This is a genomic window from Luteimonas panaciterrae (assembly GCF_020511115.1).
GTDB lineage: Bacteria > Pseudomonadota > Gammaproteobacteria > Xanthomonadales > Xanthomonadaceae > Luteimonas > Luteimonas panaciterrae.
Window position 1 is genome coordinate 260,431 of record NZ_JAJAVH010000007.1, and the last position, 15,309, is coordinate 275,739.

Genomic DNA, 15,309 nt, shown 5'->3' on the forward strand with positions numbered 1-15,309 from the left:
GTCATCAACGCGCGGTGTCATCAACGCTGATTGATCGCATAGCCGCCGGGGCCGAGCAGCGCGATCGCGACGGCCGTGAACAGGAACATGCCCTGCAGCTCCAGCGCCCAGCCGCCCTGGCCGTTGAGCTGGCCGAGCTGTCCCGTATGCGCCAGCACGAACGCGAACAGCATGTTCACCGCCACCAGCACCGCGCCGATCCGCGAGTACCAGCCCAGCAGCAGCAACGCAGGCGCCACCACTTCGCCAACCAGCGCGCCGTAGGCGAGGAAATGCGGCAAACCATGCGCCCGCAGCATGTCCTCGATCGGGTCCAGGCCATGCTTGAGCTTGGATATGCCGTGCAGCAGGATCAATGCACCCAAGACGATGCGCAAAATGAACTTGCCGATGTCCTGTTGGGTGGATGCATTCATGCGTTGGCTCGGGAATTCGAAAATGGAGTGGCGGACATGATCGCAGATATGGTGGCCGATGGAACGGCCTGCCGGGAATGCCTGGACACTCCGTCATCCCAGCTTTCGCTGGGACGACGACATCGAAGCTCTAAGCGTGGCTTCTTTGCCAAGCGCGGATGATCGCCGCCATCTCTCGCACGCCATCCGACAAAGCTGCCGGACCAGGCTGCAGGATCACAGGCGACTTGATTTCGTACAGTTCGCCATCGCGCACGGCCGGAATCGCTTCCCAGCCCACACGCGCCGCGACCTTGTCGGGACGGAACTTCTTGCCGCACCACGAACCCAGGATGATGTCGGGCGCGCGGTGAATCACCTCGCCGGGATCGGCAAGGATGCGTTGCTTCGCCAGCGGTTCGGCGGCGTGCTCCGGGAAGACGTCGTCACCACCGGCGATGCGGATCAGCTCGGCGACCCATTGAATGCCGGTGATCGGCGGTTCGTCCCATTCCTCGAAATAGACGCGCGGCCGATGCGTGAACTCCGCGGCCTCGGCCGCGATGGCATCAAGCCCACGCTGCAATTCGTCCGCATAGGCATTCGCTTTTTCGGAGGCTCCCACCAGCGCGCCGAGCCGGCGGATGTAATCGAGGATACCGTCGACACTGCGGTGATTGCTGATCCACACCTCGACCCCGCGGCGAATCAATTCCGCGGCGATCTCCGCCTGGATGTCGGAAAAGCCGATCACGAAATCCGGCCGCAGCTTCAGGATCTCCTCGATCTTGGCGCTGGTGAAGGCACTGACCTTCGGCTTTTCCTTGCGTGCGATCGCAGGCCGCACGGTGAAGCCGCTGATGCCGACGATGCGATGCTGCTCGCCGAGCGCGTACAAGGTCTCGGTGGGTTCTTCGGTCAGGCAGACGATCCGTTGCGGGCCCGAGAGCCTCACGGATACAGCATCCGCTTGCGCCAGACGCCGGCCTGGTCGCGCTCGTACAACCAGCGCTCGTGCAGACGGTAGGTGGCCGCGTACCAGAACTCGATCCGGCGCGGCCGCACGCGGAAGCCGGTCCAGCCGACCGGCCGTGGCACGTCGCGCCCTTCGAATTCCTTGCGCGCCTGTTCGATGCGCTGCTCGAACACATCCCGGCTTTCCAATGTTTCCGACTGGCGCGAGGCCCATGCGCCCAGCTGGCTGTCGCGCGGGCGCGAGGCGAAGTACGCGTCGGCTTCCTCGTCGGGCACGGTATGCACGCGCCCTTCGATCCGCACCTGCACGCCATCGCCGATGCGCGGCCAGTGGAACAGCAGCGCGGCGAAGGGATTGGATTGCAGTTCGCAGCCCTTGCGTCCGTCCAGATGCGTGTAGAACACGAATCCGCGCTCGTCGTGCGCCTTCAACAACACGGTGCGCAGCGAGGGAACGCCGCCGATGGTGGCGGTAGCCAGGTACATCGCGGTGCGGTCGGGTTCGCCGACGGCCTGCGCCTGGTCGAACAGACGGTCGAATGTGGCCAGGGCTTCGGCGTAGAGATCGGGGTCTGTCATTGCGTTATTGTGGCGCGATGCAAGCCTCCGCGCATCCCGCCGGCTACCCCGAAAACGTCGTCGCGGGCATTCTTGACGATATCTTGACGCACGACGGCACCGCCATTTACGCCATCGCCGGGCTGCAGGGTAGCGGCAAGTCGACGCTGGCGGCACAGGTCGCGGCGCTCGCGGCCTCGCGGGGCCGGCGCGTCGCCGTGGTCTCCATCGACGATTTCTACCTGGATCGTGACGACCGCGAACGGCTCGCCCGCGAAGTGCATCCGCTGCTCGCCACGCGCGGCCCGCCGGGCACGCACGATCTCGCGCTTGCGCGGGAAACACTGGACGCGCTGCGCTCAGGCCATCCGGCGCGGCTGCCGCGCTTCGACAAGCTCGCCGACCGGCGCCTGCCGGCATCGCAATGGCCGCATGTCGAAGAGGCAGACCTGACCATCTTCGAAGGCTGGTTCCTGAAGACCCCGCCGCAATCCGAGGCCGAACTCGTCACGCCGATCAACGCGCTCGAACGCGACGAGGACGGCGACGGCCGCTGGCGCCGCTATTGCAATGATGCGCTCGGCCGCGATTACCCGGCGCTCTGGGCATGCATCGATCGCCTGCTGTTCCTGCAAGGTCCCGGTTTCGATGTGGTGCCGGCGTGGCGCTGGCAACAAGAGCAGGCGTTGCAAGCGGCACAGCCGCAACGCCAAGCGATGTCGCGCGCGCAGGTCGAACGCTTCGTGCAGTTCTTCGAGCGCACCAGCCGGCAGGCCTTGCGCACGCTGCCGGACATCGCCGAGACCGTCGTCCGGCTGGATGCCGGACGCGGCATCGTGCCGTAGCCGCGCCCGTCGCGCAGCCACGGCACTCGATCAGTTACTGAACGATGAAAGTGATGCGCAGATTGACGCGCCACTCGGTGATGTTGCCGGCATCGTCGGTGACCGCCTTGATCTCGTTCACCCATACCCCCTTGATGCCTTTCACCGTTTCGGAAGCTTTCTTCAGGCCGTGCTTGACCGCATCCTCGATGCTGACGTTGGAGGAAGCGTTGAGTTCGATGACCTTGGCGACGGACATGGGAGTCTCCTGTCTGGGGCGGCGATTCGCCGGGGACGCCTACCCTAAGCCCGGCGGTGTTAAGAGAACGCTTGCCGCGCGCATTCGCTGCTAGCATGCGAGGCATGTGTTCCAGCGCCAATCCCGGACCCGATTCCGGCACCAATTCCGACGCCGACACTGACCGCGCCACCGCTTCTGGCACGGCACTGCCGGCCATGCACGGCGTCTCGGCTCCGAACCTGGTCCTGGTCGGTCCGATGGGCTCCGGCAAGTCATCCATCGGCCGGCGCCTGGCCGAGCGTTTCGGGCTGGTGTTCGTGGACGCGGACCGCGAGATCGAAGCGCGCACCGGCGTCAGCATCAACACCATCTTCGAATGCGAGGGAGAGGCGGGATTCCGCGAGCGCGAGCGCGCCACCCTGGCCGAGCTGATGAACGCCAGCGACACCGTGATCGCCACCGGCGGTGGCGCCGTGCTCGATGCGCAGACACGCCGGATGCTGCGCGAGCGCGGCTTCGTGGTGCACTTGCATGTCAGCGTCGAACAGCAGCTCGAGCGACTGGCGCGCGACCGCACGCGGCCGCTGCTGGCCGGCCCCGATCGCGAGGGCGTGCTGAAGCGGTTGTCGGAAGCGCGCGAGCCGCTGTACGTCGAGGCCTCGCACCTGCGTTTCGACACCGATGCACTGACGACGGCCGAAGCCGCTTCGAAACTCGGACATCTCCTGGACACCCATTGGCGGCACGCGACCGGCATCGACCCCGGTGCGGCGCGAGACGCAGGCATGAACGCATGACAGACAGACGCACGGTCGCCGTCGGCGGCACGCAGCCCTACACCATCACCATCGCGCCGGGGCTTCTCGATGACGGCGCGCTTCTTGCCGCGTATTTGCGCGGTCGTCACGCCCTTGTCGTCAGCGACGGTCATGTGGCGCCGCTCTACGGGCAGGCCGTGGTGGAAGCCCTGCGCAGCCAGCGCCCGGATGCGCGAATCGAATCGCATGTGATCCCGCCGGGCGAATCGTCAAAGACATTGGCGAATTTCGGCGGCGCCGTCGATGCGCTCGCAACGCTTGGGGCCACGCGCGATGCCTGCGTGTACGCGCTCGGCGGCGGCGTGGTCGGCGATCTCGCCGGTTTCGCCGCGGCCTGCTGGATGCGCGGCATCGATTGCGTGCAGCTGCCGACCACATTGCTGGCGATGGTGGATTCCTCGGTCGGCGGCAAGACCGCGGTCGATCTGTCGCAGGGCAAGAATCTGGTCGGCGCGTTCCATCCGCCGCGCGCGGTGCTCGCCGACACGGCCACCCTGCGCACCTTGCCCGCACGCGAGTTGCGGGCCGGTTTCGCCGAAGTGATCAAGTACGGCGCGATCGCTGACGCGCCTTTCCTCGATTGGCTGGACGCCAACGCCGACGCACTGCTCTCCGGCGACGACAGTGCCCTTGCCGAAGCCATCGCGCGCAGCTGCGCGCACAAGGCGGCGATCGTCGAACGCGATCCGTTCGAGCGCGGCGATCGCGCTCTGCTCAATCTCGGCCACACCTTCGGTCACGCCATCGAGACGGAGCAGGGCTACGGCAGCCCCGACAACGACAACTTCAACCACGGCGAGGCGGTGGCGATCGGCATGGTGCTGGCGGCGCGGTTGTCGCGAACGCTTGGCCTGGCTTCCGAAGCCGACGTCGAGATCCTGCGCGCACTGCTGCAACGTTTCGGGTTGCCCGTTTCGCTGCCGAAATCGCTGGACGCCGAGGCGCTGCTCGCGCACATGCGCCTGGACAAGAAGGCGCAGGCCAGCGGCCTGCGCTTCGTGCTCTGGGACGGGATCGGGCGCGCGCGCGTGGTCGCGGATGTCGCGGAAGACGCCGTGCTCGCGGCGCTGCGGGCAGGTTAAACGCTGCCTTCCCTCTCGATCACCAGAATGCGTGCCTGTCCCACGGGATGCGCCGCATGCTCCATGCCCTCGTGGGCATGGAAAACATCGCCGGGCTGTAGAACGACGACGTTTTCCCGGCCCTCTTCGCGATAGCGCATCTCGACGGCACCGTCGAGAACGACGAACACTTCCTGCCCATCGTTGACGTGCCACGGATAGGGCTGATCGGTCCAATGCAGGCGCGTGGTGATGCCCTGCATGTTGGCGATCTCCAACGCACCCCAGGGGCGATCGGCGGTGAACTCGCGGCTCCGGACGATTTTCATGAGCTTCGCTCCCGCCCGCGGTTCAGAACGGCAGCGCCAGTTCGACACGCTTGCCCGGCTCCAGGGAGATCAGGCGCGCGCCGATACCGAGCGTGTCGAAGCTGAAGGCAAGATCCGCCTGCGATTCCTTGAAATGCACCCAGCCGCGGTTATGCACGGCGACGATCTTGGCCTGCGGAAACGCATGCGCGGTTTCGATGGCGTCGTTGCTGTCCATCGTCATGCGGAACGGCCCGCGGGGTTTCGCCGAGCCGGTGAAGACGATGACCAGTTTCGGCGAATAGCGCCGTGCGATTTCGGCGATTCCGTCGTACCAGACGGTGTCGCCGGTGACGTAGATCGCATCACCCGGCTGCTCGCGGCCGATCAACAGGCCGATCACTTCGCCGGAAATCGGTTCGATGCCCGCCGGTCCATGCCTGGCCGGCGCGCCGGTGACGAACAGTTTGTCGCCGGCCTGATTCACGAACTCGACGGTTTCAAAGGGCTGCAATCCACGGGCGTTGCCGCCGAGGCGCTGCGCGCCATCCACGGTGGTGAACGTGGCGGCCGCCTTCGCCAGCAGGCCGCGGCCGGAACGATCCAGGTTGTCCAGGTGCTGGTCATGGCTGAGCAGCACGGCGTCCACCGGACCGATGTCGTCGATCGCGATCGCCGGCCCCTCCGTCTTCTCCATGTGCACGGGCTGCTTCTGGAACAGGCCCGGGGGATCGAAGGTCGGATCGGTCAGCAGGCGCAAGCCGCCGATCTCGATCAGGGCGGTCGGGCCGCCGATCAGGGTGAGGCCGACCGAGGTTTCGGTGGGCGCGACGGTGTCGAGCAATGCGTTCATCGGAAAATTCCGTACTCGCGGTGTGGGGAGGCCATTCTGGAAATCCCCCGCCCTCGCCGATAGTGGCCCGAATGACAATATTCGATAGAATCGGGCCATGACCAATTCCCCCACTTCCACCCGGATCGCGGTCATCGCCTTCGATCGCATCAGTCCCTTCCATCTGTCCGCGCCGTGTCTGGTGTTCAAGGATCACGGTGACGACGATCTGCCGCGCTTCGACCTTCGCGTCTGCGCGGCGGAGCCCGGGCCGCTGCGCACCGAGGCTGGTTTCAGCATCCAGACCCGCCATGGCCTGTCGGGCCTGCGCGGCGCCGACACGGTGATCGTGCCGTCCTGGCGCGACATCGAGGAACGCCCGCCGGAACCGCTGCTGGCCGCGCTGCGGCGTGCGCATGCACGCGGCGCGCGCATCGTCAGCCTGTGCCTGGGCGCCTATGTGCTGGCCGAGGCCGGCCTGCTCGACGGCCGCCCCGCCACCACCCACTGGGCCTGGAGCCCGCATTTCCATGCGCGCTATCCGCGGGTGTCGCTGCAGCGCGACGTGCTCTACGTCGACGAGGACGACATCGTCACCTCCGCCGGCACCGCCGCCGCGCTCGACTGCTGCCTGCATCTGCTGCGCCGCGACCACGGCGCCGACGTCGCCAACCGCGTCGCGCGGCGCCTGGTGCTGGCGCCGCACCGGCAGGGCAGCCAGGCGCAGTACATCGACCAGCCGCTGCCCGCCTCGCCCGACGACGATCGGCTCGGCGCCACCCTGACCTGGGCGCTGGCGCATCTCGAACAGCCGCACGACCTCGACAGCCTCGCCGCGCGCGCGCTGATGAGCCGCCGCACCTTCACCCGGCGCTTCCGCCAGGCCACCGGTACCACCGTTGGCCAGTGGCTGCTCAACCAACGCCTGGCGCGCGCGCAGCGATTGCTGGAAACCTCGCGGCTGCCGCTCGAAGCGATCGCCGCGCAATCCGGCTTCGGCTCGGCCACGACCTTGCGCCAGCGGTTCGCCGCGGTGCTGAAAACCTCGCCCTCGGTCTACCGCCGGGAATTTCGCGAAGCCTGACGTCGATCGCAGGCCCCCGGTCGAAACGCGCCTCACGCGGAACGGCAGGGCCGCTGCCCTACAATCCGCACCATGCGCCTGCTCCTGCAACAACGGCCCGACGGCCGCGAAGCGCCACGCTTCGTGCAACTGATGCTGCAACCCGACCTGCTGGGCGGGTGGACGCTGCTGCGCGAATCCGGCCAGATCGGCGGCCGCAGCCAGATCCGGCGCGAGCAGCATCTCGATCAGGCCAGCGCGATCGCCGCGCTCGAACAGGCTCGCGATCAATTGATCAAGCGCGGGTTCCAGTTGATGTTTGCGCAAGGCGCTGAAGCCCCTCCTCCCGGCCAGTCCGGCCGACAGACACATCCATGACATTGAAGAACGATCGTTTCCTTCGCGCATTGCGCCGCGAGCCCGTCGACCGCACCCCCGTCTGGCTGATGCGCCAGGCCGGCCGCTATCTGCCCGAATATCGCGCCACCCGCCAGCGCGCCGGCAGCTTCCTCGCCATGGCGCAGAACCCGGAAATCGCCTGCGAGATCACACTGCAGCCGCTGGCACGCTTCGATCTCGATGCCGCGATCCTGTTCTCCGACATTCTCACCGTGCCCGATGCGATGGGGCTCGGCCTGTATTTCGTCGAGGGTGAAGGTCCGAAATTCCGCTCGCCCGTGCGCGATGCCGCCGCCATCTCACGTCTGGCCGTGCCGGACATGGAAACCGAACTGCGCTACGTGATGGATGCGGTGCGATTGATCCGGCGCGAACTCGATGGACGCGTGCCGCTGATCGGTTTCTCCGGCAGTCCGTGGACACTGGCCTGCTACATGGTGGAAGGCGGTGGCAGCGAGAACTTCGCCACGATCAAGGCACTCGCGCTGAACGATCCGGCCGCGCTGCATGCGCTGCTGTCGGTGAACACCGACGCGGTGATCGCCTATCTCTCCGCGCAGCGCGCCGCGGGTGCGCAGGCCTTGCAAGTGTTCGATACCTGGGGCGGCGCGTTGAGTCCCGCGATGTATCGCGAATTCTCACTCCCTTATCTGACTCGCATCGCACGTGAACTCGAGCGTGGCATCGAGCCGCCTCGTCAAGGCGGCGAGGATGCCGAACATACGCCGCTGATCGTGTTCGGCAAAGGCAACGCGCCCTATCTCGAAGAGCTGGCCGCCTCCGGCGCGGAAGCTCTCGGCGTGGATTGGCTGGTGGAACTCTCCGAGGCCGCGCGTCGCACGCAGGGCAAGGTCGCGCTGCAGGGCAATCTCGATCCGACGATGCTGTATGGCTCGCCCGACGCGATCCGCACGCAGGTGCGCAACGCGCTCGACAGCTATGCGGCCGGCAACGGTGGTTCGCGCGACGGCCACGTCTTCAATCTTGGTCACGGCATGTCACCGGACATGAATCCGGAACATGTCGCCGTGCTGGTGGAAGAAGTGCACGCTCACAGCGCGCGTTGATCCTGGAGTCCCTCTCCTGCAAGCGGGAGAGGGATTATTCGAACGGCGCTAAGAAGCGGGCTGCGCCTGCGTGAGCGCGGCATTGATCGCATCCGCCAGCATCTCGCCGGTCACCGGCTTGCGCAGGAACCCGTCGAATCCCGCCTCGCGCGCCGCCGGCTCCGCATCGGCGTCGGCGCGGGCCGTCACCGCGATCATGGGTTGCGTGAAGCCTTGCGCGCGCAGCTGCTGTGCGAGCGCGAGACCGTCGATGCCCGGCAAATCCAGATCGAGCAGGGCGAGATCGAAACGCTGGCTCGCGATCTCGGTGAGCGCCGCCAATCCATGCGCGACGTGCACCACGCGATGCCCCTGCGCACGCAGCAGTTCGGCGATGACCTGGGCGATGGTGGGATCATCCTCGACCAGGAGCAGATCGCAGATCGCGCACGCGCGCTTGCCTTCCGTGCTCGCGGGCTCCTCCGACACGAGTTCCGGCGCATCGACGCCGGACAAAGGCAGTTCGACGAGGAAGCGCGTGCCCTGCCCCAGACTGCTTTCGACTCCGATGCTGCCGCCCATCGCCGCGGCGAGTTCCTGGCAGATCGCCAACCCCAAGCCGCTGCCGCCGTAACGCGATGCGGTGCGCATGCCTTCGGCCTGTTCGAAGCGGCGGAACAGGCGACCGCGCTGCTCTTCGCTGAGGCCCGGCCCGGTATCGCTGACGATGAAACGCACACCGCCCGCCGTGGCTTCCACTCGCAGGCCAACCTCGCCGCGCTCGGTGAACTTGATCGCGTTTCCAAGCAGATTGAGCAGGATCTGGCGCAGCCGCACAGAATCGCCACGAATCCAGGCCGGCACGTCCGATGCGATCGCCGTCTTGAATTCGAGTCCGCGCTGACGCGCCATCGGGCCCATCAGATCGATCACGTCGTCGAGCAATGCGCGCAGCTCCGTCGGTTGTGCATCCAGTTCGAGCTTGCCCGCCTCGATGCGCGCGAGATCGAGCGCATCGTTGACCAGCCGCATGAGATGGTCGCCGGCGCGATGGATCGATTCGGTGTAGCCGCGCTGCCTGTCATCGAGATGGGTGGTGAGCAGCAGCTCGCTCATGCCGAGCACACCGGTCATCGGCGTGCGCACCTCGTGGCCGAGGGTGGCGAGGAAGCGCGTCTTGGCCTCCGATGCCTGTTCGGCCAGCTCGCGCTTTTTCTGGTGCAGTTGCCAGTCGCTTCTGCGCCGCAGGCGCCGCTGGTACAGCCGCGTGGCGATCCAGAACCAGAGCAGCACGATCAGCGCGTATGCGAGATAGGCCCAGGAGGTGCGCCACCACGGATAAGGCACGTCGAGCGCGAAACCGCGCGGCTGCGACCAGATGCCGTCGACGCCCGCGGCCTGCACCACGAGGCGATACTGTCCGGGTTCGAGATGCGAGAAGACACGCTCGCCGTTGCTGTTGTCGGGCGACACCCAATCCGGGTCGTAGCCTTCCAGCTTGAAACGATAGGTGTGTGAGCGCGGATCGACGAAGGACAGCAGGCGCGCCACGATGCGCAGGTCGCGATCGCCCGGCAACAGCTCGATCACGTTGGCCGAGGGATCGAGCGGCCATTCGTCCTCCTCGCGCCGCACGCTGACGCTTTCCAGCGAAAGACGAGGCGGCTCGGCCTTCGTCATCTGCATGTCGAGGTCGAACAGGATCACCGAGTTGTTGGAGAGCGCGGCCGCGGTCGCGTCCGCGCCGACTTGCAGATTGGTCAGCAGCAGATTGGGATCGGGCAGGCCACTGCCGGCACCGAACATGCGCAGGCTGTCGCGCTCGGGCGAATACAGCCACAGCCCGCGCGCGGTTGCCAGCCACCCGCGATTCTTCGTACTGATGCAGATGTCTCCGATGTCGACATCCGGAAGGCCGTCCGCATGGGTCAGACTGTATTCGAGCGCGAGCTCGCGGCCATCCCAACGATAAGTCTCGACCGCGCCCCGGCGCGCCAGCCACAACTGGTGCGGTCCCGCGAAGCGGAATGCCGAGATGTCCGGAATACGCCCACCAGGTACGAGCACGAAGCGACCCGACTGCAAACGGTAGAGTCCATCCGCGCCGGCATACCAAAGCGTGCCGTCGGAGGCCGCGGAGAATTTCGCTCCGTTCACGCCATAGCTGTTGATCAGCTTTTCCGCGTCGCCTTCCGGATACGCTTCACCGGAAGGGTGATAGCGCCGGGTACGGCCATTGGCGAACGACAACCAGAGCGTGCCGTTCGGCTCTTCGTGCATGTACCAGACCGAAGCGTCGATGGGTCGGCTGCCATCCCAGGGACCCGGCCTGACCCCATTGCGCTTGGGATCGTAGAGAAGCAAGCCGCTGCCGTAGGCAACCCAGATGCTGCCGTCGTCGCGGATGTAGATCGAATTGATGACATCCGCGCCGAATTCGCGCATGTCCGCTTCATGCACGAGCGTGCTGCTGCCGCGCTTGAGCCAGTACAGATCGTAGATCGAAGCGACCCAGAACCCGCCCTCGCCGTCCGACGTGATATCACGCATGTCCAGCTTTTCCAGCGGCGTGCCGTCGGCCTTGATGATCGACGTGAAGCGATTCCAGTCGGGCGGCAGGTAGATCACGCCTTGGGAATAGGTGGTGAACCAGATGCCGCCCTCGTTGTCCTGGCGCATCCGCAGCACGCCGCTCTGCTTGTCCCAGATCCCGTCGCCGACGTCGCCTTCCAGAAAACGTTCGTGCCCGTAGCTGTCGATGCGATGGAGCCCGTCGCTGGAGCCGATCCAATAGCCGCCCCCCTGATCGCGCTCCACGATCGCATTCCGGCTGTTGGCGGCCATCGGCCACGGCGCCCTTTCGTAGGCATCCTTGTCGGTGAGGTAATACAGCCCCTGTTCGCTGCCGATCCAGATCTTGCCTTTGCTGTCCTTCGAGAGCGCGCCGATCGGCACACCCGCCAATACGTCCTCGCCGACGCGCGTGAACTTGCCGCCCTCATGACGTGCCAGGCCTTTCCCGCTGGCGATCAGCAATCGCCCTTTCGCATCCACCAACAGCGCCTTGACGCGACCTCCGGGCAATTGCTTCGCGATGCCCTCCCCGGGCCTGAAGCGCGTGATCTGTTCGGATCGATCGACCCGATAGAGATCGCCATTGGTGATGCCCACCCAGACCGAACCATCAGGCGTGGCGGCCAGCACGGTGCCGTCCACCGAGCAACCGCTGTCGCTGACCGGAACGTTGACACGCACGAACTCATGCCGATCGCGACCAAGCCGACTCAAGCTGGAACAACCGGCCACCCAGACCCGATCCAGCGCATCCACCAATACGGCGACCGTATCGTTTTCCGGTAGCGACCCGGGCTGGCCGAGAGTGCGCCGCCACAATTTGAAATCGACACCGTCGTACCGGGCCAGGCCGTCCGAGGTCGCGATCCACAGATAGCCCTGCCGATCCAGCGCGATGTCCCAGGCCGTGAGGGGCAACCCCTGCTCGGGGCCGAAGCGCCGGAAGCGCGGCGTTTCCGGCAACGCGGCCAAGGCCTGCCCGATCATCGTCAGGGCAAGCATCAGCACACCGATCGCAACGCGCAGTCTCATTCGTTCCCCTCGCGTTGCCGGAAGACCGGAATCGGTTCGTCTCGACTCGGTTCGTCTCGATTCACCAACGATCCGCGCACGGGCGCGGCGCCCCATCCTGGTTCCGGCATCACATTTAAACGGTCGTTCGACGGACATGCTCGCAACACAGCGTTGTCGGTGCAACCATGGCAACGGGCCTCGAGCCGGCATGTTCATGAGCGCCGGACTAGACTCGTCCCGCCGCCATCCTTTCGGACACCCATGATGTTCCCTCGCCTGCTCCCGCCACGGTCCCTGCTCGGCCTGCTGGTCCTGGCCGGCGCGCAGACCGCCGCAGCGGCAGAAGCGGACATCGCGCACTATCGTCTGGACCCCGTGCATACCCGCGTCATGTTCGCCATTTCACATGCCGGTTTCTCCAACGCGATCGGTACCGTGTCCGGCAGCACCGGCACGCTCGCCTTCGATCCGGAGGATTGGAATACCGCAAAACTCGAAGTCACCGTTCCATTGGACCGGCTCGATCTAGGCGACGAAAAATGGAACCGTGCCGCCCTCGCCTCCAACCTGCTGGATGCCAAGGACCATCCGATCGCGACATTCACCTCGACGCGGATCGAACCGAAAGCCCCTGATGCCGCCTCTGTCTGTGGCAACCTGCAATTGCGGGGCGTCACCCGGGAGGTCTGTCTGGACGTGAAGCTCAATGCCTTGAAGCGGCATCCCCTGCCGCCGTTCCGTCGCACCGCCGGCTTTTCGGCGACGGCGACGCTGAGCCGCAAGGAGTTCGGCATCACATCCTGGCCGAGCGTGATCGGCGACAGCGTCGAACTGCGGATCGAGGCCGAGGCGACGCGTGCGCGAAGCACCCGGCACCAGGAGGATGGCAACAAGGCAGACGACACACCTGACATCGAGCAAGACGTTCCCACCACCACGCCCCCATCGAACGAACCCACGACAGAGCCAGAGCCGACACCATGACCCTGAAGAACACATCCGACCGCTGGGGCGCGGTAAGCCAGACCTTGCACTGGCTGATCGTGCTGCTGATCCTCTGCCTCGCCATCGTCGGACTGACGATGACCGAACTGCCGAAGACGCCGAAATATTTCTGGGTCTACACCCTGCACAAATCGTTCGGGATCACCGTGCTGGTCCTGGTGCTGGCGCGGCTGGCCTGGCGCCTGCACGCGGGCGCGCCCAAGCCCGTGCCGGGCACGCCGCACTGGCAGGAACGCGCCGCTTCGCTCACGCACTGGGCGTTGTACGCGCTGATCCTGGCGATGCCGCTGTCCGGCTGGCTGTACGACTCGGCCAGCGGCCTGCGTCCGTTCAAGCTGTTCGGGCTGGTCACCATGCCCAAGCTCAGCGGACCGAACGAATCGATCCGCGACTTGTCTCATGGTGCGCACGTCTGGCTGTTCTGGGTGCTGGTCGCGCTGATTGTCCTGCACGCGGGCGCCGCGCTCTATCACCACGTGTTCCAGAAAGACGAGACGCTGACGCGCATGCTGCCGCGCAGGCGACCCAAGACTCTCCCACAAACATCCCCCCAGGAACCCGATCATGTCCCGTAATTTCAACTCGCCCCTTGCCGTTGCCACCGCGCTGGTCGCGATGATGTCCGCGCCAGTGTTCGCCGCCGACTATGTGCAGGCCCCCGGCTCGACGCTCGCCTTCGCCAGCAAGTACGACGGTGAAGTGTTCACCGGCACCTTCCCCGGCTTCTCCACCAAGCTCAGCTTCGATCCCGCCAATCTGGCGACCGCGAAGCTCGACGTGACGATCCCGCTGGCCGGCGCCAAGACCGGCAACAACGATCGCGACAGCACGCTGCAGGGCGCGGACTTCTTCAACGTGGCGAAATTCGCCCAGGCACGCTACACGGCCAGCAAGTTCCGCAGCCTCGGCGGCAACCAGTACGCCGCCGACGGCACCCTGAGCCTGCGCGGCGTGAGCAAGCCGGTCACCCTCACCTTCACCTGGACGCCGGGCGCCAAGCCGACGCTCAGCGGCAAGGCCACCGTGAAACGCCTGGACTTCGGCGTCGGCGGCGGCGACTGGACCGATACCGACACGATTCCGAACGAAGTGGCGGTCAGCACCAAGGTGCTGCTGACGCCGGCGAAGTAACGCGCCAGCCGCCCATCGCCGTCGAGGGGATGGGCGGATTTTCCCGGGAGGGTCTTCGCGGGACTATCTTCGCGCGATCATCAAGGAAGAGGCTCTGGCGGAAGAGGTTCCGGCGCATTCTGCGGCGCGTCGGCATATAGCCCGCAGAACTGCGAACCGGAAGGCCCGATCAACTTGCCCATGCGATAGCCGAGCGCGCCCAGCACGTCGCCGGTTCTCCGCTGCTTGTGGCATTCCAGGCAGGACGATCGCGCCCGGATCGGCCCCGTCACCCGCACCTCGTCGCCCTCCGACTTCACGATGAGCTGCCACCCTTCCGTCAGCATGCGCACGGCCTCGCGCTCCGAGGCCGTCAGATCGCGCGTTTCGCCGTTCGACGGGCTGTCCTCGTTGCGATCGGTGTGCTGGAACCCCGAAAACGGGCTGGGTGGATAGACCACCGGCGGATCATGCTTGGCGATGCCGATCAGCTCGACACTCATCACGCACAGACCGGTATCGCCCACGGCCGAGCCGTTGTTCTTCATCATCAACCGCATCATCGGCGGGGACCGGGTCACGCCGAATCCCTCGCTATCGACAAAAGCCTCGACGAACTGCGCATGCATGCGCTGCAGTGCCTGTTCTGTCGCCGCAGGCGCGGCCGCCTGGCCCGGCGTTATCCACGCCATGACCAATACCCACGAAATTACTCGACGCATCCGGCATCCCCCCAATCCTGGAGCGCGAGCTTACTCCGGCAATCCCACCGGCTTTGCGACCGCCACCTCGTTTCGCCCGCGACTCACCCAGCCAGCAGAAAGGCCTGCAACTGGCCTGGATCGAACGGCCAATCCAGCTCCCGGCCCGTTCCCCGATCCTGCAGGACCGGCACGCGCGCTCCGTAGCGCTGCTCGAGCTCGGCATCGTCGTCGATGAAAACGCTCTCGAAATCGGGCACTCGCGCCACCGCCAACACCTCGAGCGCCAGATCGCACAAGTGGCAGTCGTCGCGCTGGTAGAGGATGAGAGACATGCGGCCGTCCGGCGTGCGGTGATCCCGTGTGAAAACATCGCGCACCGCAA

The 15,309-nt window shown here is 66.0% G+C and carries 18 protein-coding genes; 9 read left to right on the top strand and 9 right to left on the bottom strand.

Annotation, left to right across the window (positions count from 1 at the left end; all coding sequences use genetic code 11):
- Positions 1-20: 20 nt before the first annotated feature.
- The 3 genes from LG367_RS09275 to pdxH form a co-directional block, all read right to left on the bottom strand.
- The gene (locus LG367_RS09275) at positions 21-416 is read right to left on the bottom strand and encodes a DoxX family protein (protein ID WP_226468960.1); all 396 of its coding nucleotides are present in this window, start codon (positions 414-416) and stop codon (positions 21-23) included.
- A gap of 130 nt (positions 417-546) precedes the next feature.
- Positions 547-1,350 (bottom strand): cobalamin-binding protein, encoded by an 804-nt coding sequence (locus tag LG367_RS09280; protein ID WP_226468961.1) that lies wholly within the window; start codon positions 1,348-1,350, stop codon positions 547-549.
- On the bottom strand, positions 1,347-1,949 hold the full coding sequence (pdxH, locus tag LG367_RS09285; protein ID WP_226468962.1) for a pyridoxamine 5'-phosphate oxidase: 603 nt from the start codon (positions 1,947-1,949) through the stop codon (positions 1,347-1,349). Before pdxH ends, LG367_RS09280 begins: the two co-directional genes overlap by 4 nt.
- 17 nt (positions 1,950-1,966) lie before the next feature.
- Here pdxH and LG367_RS09290 point away from each other — a divergent pair, with 17 nt between their 5' ends.
- Positions 1,967-2,773, top strand: a complete 807-nt coding sequence (locus LG367_RS09290; protein WP_226468963.1) for a kinase — start codon at positions 1,967-1,969, stop codon at positions 2,771-2,773.
- A gap of 34 nt (positions 2,774-2,807) precedes the next feature.
- Here the strand turns inward: LG367_RS09290 and LG367_RS09295 are convergent, their stop codons facing one another.
- Positions 2,808-3,011, bottom strand: coding sequence for a dodecin family protein (locus LG367_RS09295; protein WP_226468964.1), 204 nt, complete (start codon positions 3,009-3,011; stop codon positions 2,808-2,810).
- A gap of 197 nt (positions 3,012-3,208) precedes the next feature.
- Between LG367_RS09295 and LG367_RS09300 the strand changes: the two genes are divergently transcribed.
- Positions 3,209-3,790, top strand: a complete 582-nt coding sequence (locus tag LG367_RS09300; protein ID WP_226469263.1) for a shikimate kinase — start codon at positions 3,209-3,211, stop codon at positions 3,788-3,790.
- Positions 3,787-4,893, top strand: a complete 1,107-nt coding sequence (aroB, locus tag LG367_RS09305) for a 3-dehydroquinate synthase (RefSeq protein WP_226468965.1) — start codon at positions 3,787-3,789, stop codon at positions 4,891-4,893. Before LG367_RS09300 ends, aroB begins: the two co-directional genes overlap by 4 nt.
- Here aroB and LG367_RS09310 read toward each other — a convergent pair.
- Positions 4,890-5,201, bottom strand: coding sequence for a cupin domain-containing protein (locus tag LG367_RS09310; protein WP_226468966.1), 312 nt, complete (start codon positions 5,199-5,201; stop codon positions 4,890-4,892). The genes aroB and LG367_RS09310 overlap by 4 nt on opposite strands.
- Before the next feature lie 22 nt (positions 5,202-5,223).
- Positions 5,224-6,033 (bottom strand): MBL fold metallo-hydrolase, encoded by an 810-nt coding sequence (locus LG367_RS09315; RefSeq protein WP_226468967.1) that lies wholly within the window; start codon positions 6,031-6,033, stop codon positions 5,224-5,226.
- Positions 6,034-6,130: 97 nt separating this feature from the next.
- Between LG367_RS09315 and LG367_RS09320 the strand changes: the two genes are divergently transcribed.
- From LG367_RS09320 to hemE, 3 genes are all read left to right on the top strand, one after another.
- Positions 6,131-7,096, top strand: coding sequence for a GlxA family transcriptional regulator (locus tag LG367_RS09320; RefSeq protein WP_226468968.1), 966 nt, complete (start codon positions 6,131-6,133; stop codon positions 7,094-7,096).
- A 72-nt stretch (positions 7,097-7,168) separates the two neighbouring features.
- Positions 7,169-7,453: a WGR domain-containing protein gene (locus LG367_RS09325; RefSeq protein WP_226468969.1), complete on the top strand. Its 285-nt coding sequence runs from the start codon at positions 7,169-7,171 to the stop codon at positions 7,451-7,453.
- Positions 7,450-8,541 carry a uroporphyrinogen decarboxylase gene (hemE, locus tag LG367_RS09330; protein ID WP_226468970.1) on the top strand — a complete coding sequence of 364 codons (1,092 nt, stop codon included), beginning with the start codon at positions 7,450-7,452 and terminating at the stop codon, positions 8,539-8,541. The genes LG367_RS09325 and hemE overlap by 4 nt, the downstream gene beginning before the upstream one ends.
- A gap of 48 nt (positions 8,542-8,589) precedes the next feature.
- Here the strand turns inward: hemE and LG367_RS09335 are convergent, their stop codons facing one another.
- Positions 8,590-12,126, bottom strand: a complete 3,537-nt coding sequence (locus LG367_RS09335; RefSeq protein WP_226468971.1) for a sensor histidine kinase — start codon at positions 12,124-12,126, stop codon at positions 8,590-8,592.
- 246 nt (positions 12,127-12,372) lie between these two features.
- Between LG367_RS09335 and LG367_RS09340 the strand changes: the two genes are divergently transcribed.
- From LG367_RS09340 to LG367_RS09350, 3 genes are read left to right on the top strand one after another with little or no spacing between them, the layout of a single operon-like run.
- On the top strand, positions 12,373-13,092 hold the full coding sequence (locus LG367_RS09340; RefSeq protein ID WP_226468972.1) for a YceI family protein: 720 nt from the start codon (positions 12,373-12,375) through the stop codon (positions 13,090-13,092).
- Positions 13,089-13,688, top strand: a complete 600-nt coding sequence (locus LG367_RS09345) for a cytochrome b (protein WP_226468973.1) — start codon at positions 13,089-13,091, stop codon at positions 13,686-13,688. The genes LG367_RS09340 and LG367_RS09345 overlap by 4 nt, the downstream gene beginning before the upstream one ends.
- Positions 13,678-14,244: a YceI family protein gene (locus tag LG367_RS09350; RefSeq protein ID WP_264179860.1), complete on the top strand. Its 567-nt coding sequence runs from the start codon at positions 13,678-13,680 to the stop codon at positions 14,242-14,244. Before LG367_RS09345 ends, LG367_RS09350 begins: the two co-directional genes overlap by 11 nt.
- An 80-nt stretch (positions 14,245-14,324) precedes the next feature.
- On the opposite strand, the gene LG367_RS09355 is transcribed toward LG367_RS09350, so the two are convergent.
- On the bottom strand, positions 14,325-14,915 hold the full coding sequence (locus LG367_RS09355; RefSeq protein ID WP_226468974.1) for a c-type heme family protein: 591 nt from the start codon (positions 14,913-14,915) through the stop codon (positions 14,325-14,327).
- A 113-nt stretch (positions 14,916-15,028) separates the two neighbouring features.
- Positions 15,029-15,259 carry a glutaredoxin family protein gene (locus tag LG367_RS09360; protein ID WP_226468975.1) on the bottom strand — a complete coding sequence of 77 codons (231 nt, stop codon included), beginning with the start codon at positions 15,257-15,259 and terminating at the stop codon, positions 15,029-15,031.
- Positions 15,260-15,309 lie beyond the last annotated feature (50 nt).

Coding starts and splice junctions, on each gene's coding strand:
- LG367_RS09275 (WP_226468960.1), bottom strand. CDS start 416: ATGAATGCATCCACCCAACAGGACATCGGCAAGTTCATTTTGCGCATC.
- pdxH (WP_226468962.1), bottom strand. CDS start 1,949: ATGACAGACCCCGATCTCTACGCCGAAGCCCTGGCCACATTCGACCGT.
- LG367_RS09290 (WP_226468963.1), top strand. CDS start 1,967: ATGCAAGCCTCCGCGCATCCCGCCGGCTACCCCGAAAACGTCGTCGCG.
- LG367_RS09295 (WP_226468964.1), bottom strand. CDS start 3,011: ATGTCCGTCGCCAAGGTCATCGAACTCAACGCTTCCTCCAACGTCAGC.
- LG367_RS09300 (WP_226469263.1), top strand. CDS start 3,209: ATGCACGGCGTCTCGGCTCCGAACCTGGTCCTGGTCGGTCCGATGGGC.
- aroB (WP_226468965.1), top strand. CDS start 3,787: ATGACAGACAGACGCACGGTCGCCGTCGGCGGCACGCAGCCCTACACC.
- LG367_RS09310 (WP_226468966.1), bottom strand. CDS start 5,201: ATGAAAATCGTCCGGAGCCGCGAGTTCACCGCCGATCGCCCCTGGGGT.
- LG367_RS09315 (WP_226468967.1), bottom strand. CDS start 6,033: ATGAACGCATTGCTCGACACCGTCGCGCCCACCGAAACCTCGGTCGGC.
- LG367_RS09320 (WP_226468968.1), top strand. CDS start 6,131: ATGACCAATTCCCCCACTTCCACCCGGATCGCGGTCATCGCCTTCGAT.
- LG367_RS09325 (WP_226468969.1), top strand. CDS start 7,169: ATGCGCCTGCTCCTGCAACAACGGCCCGACGGCCGCGAAGCGCCACGC.
- hemE (WP_226468970.1), top strand. CDS start 7,450: ATGACATTGAAGAACGATCGTTTCCTTCGCGCATTGCGCCGCGAGCCC.
- LG367_RS09335 (WP_226468971.1), bottom strand. CDS start 12,126: ATGAGACTGCGCGTTGCGATCGGTGTGCTGATGCTTGCCCTGACGATG.
- LG367_RS09340 (WP_226468972.1), top strand. CDS start 12,373: ATGTTCCCTCGCCTGCTCCCGCCACGGTCCCTGCTCGGCCTGCTGGTC.
- LG367_RS09345 (WP_226468973.1), top strand. CDS start 13,089: ATGACCCTGAAGAACACATCCGACCGCTGGGGCGCGGTAAGCCAGACC.
- LG367_RS09350 (WP_264179860.1), top strand. CDS start 13,678: ATGTCCCGTAATTTCAACTCGCCCCTTGCCGTTGCCACCGCGCTGGTC.
- LG367_RS09355 (WP_226468974.1), bottom strand. CDS start 14,915: ATGGCGTGGATAACGCCGGGCCAGGCGGCCGCGCCTGCGGCGACAGAA.
- LG367_RS09360 (WP_226468975.1), bottom strand. CDS start 15,259: ATGTCTCTCATCCTCTACCAGCGCGACGACTGCCACTTGTGCGATCTG.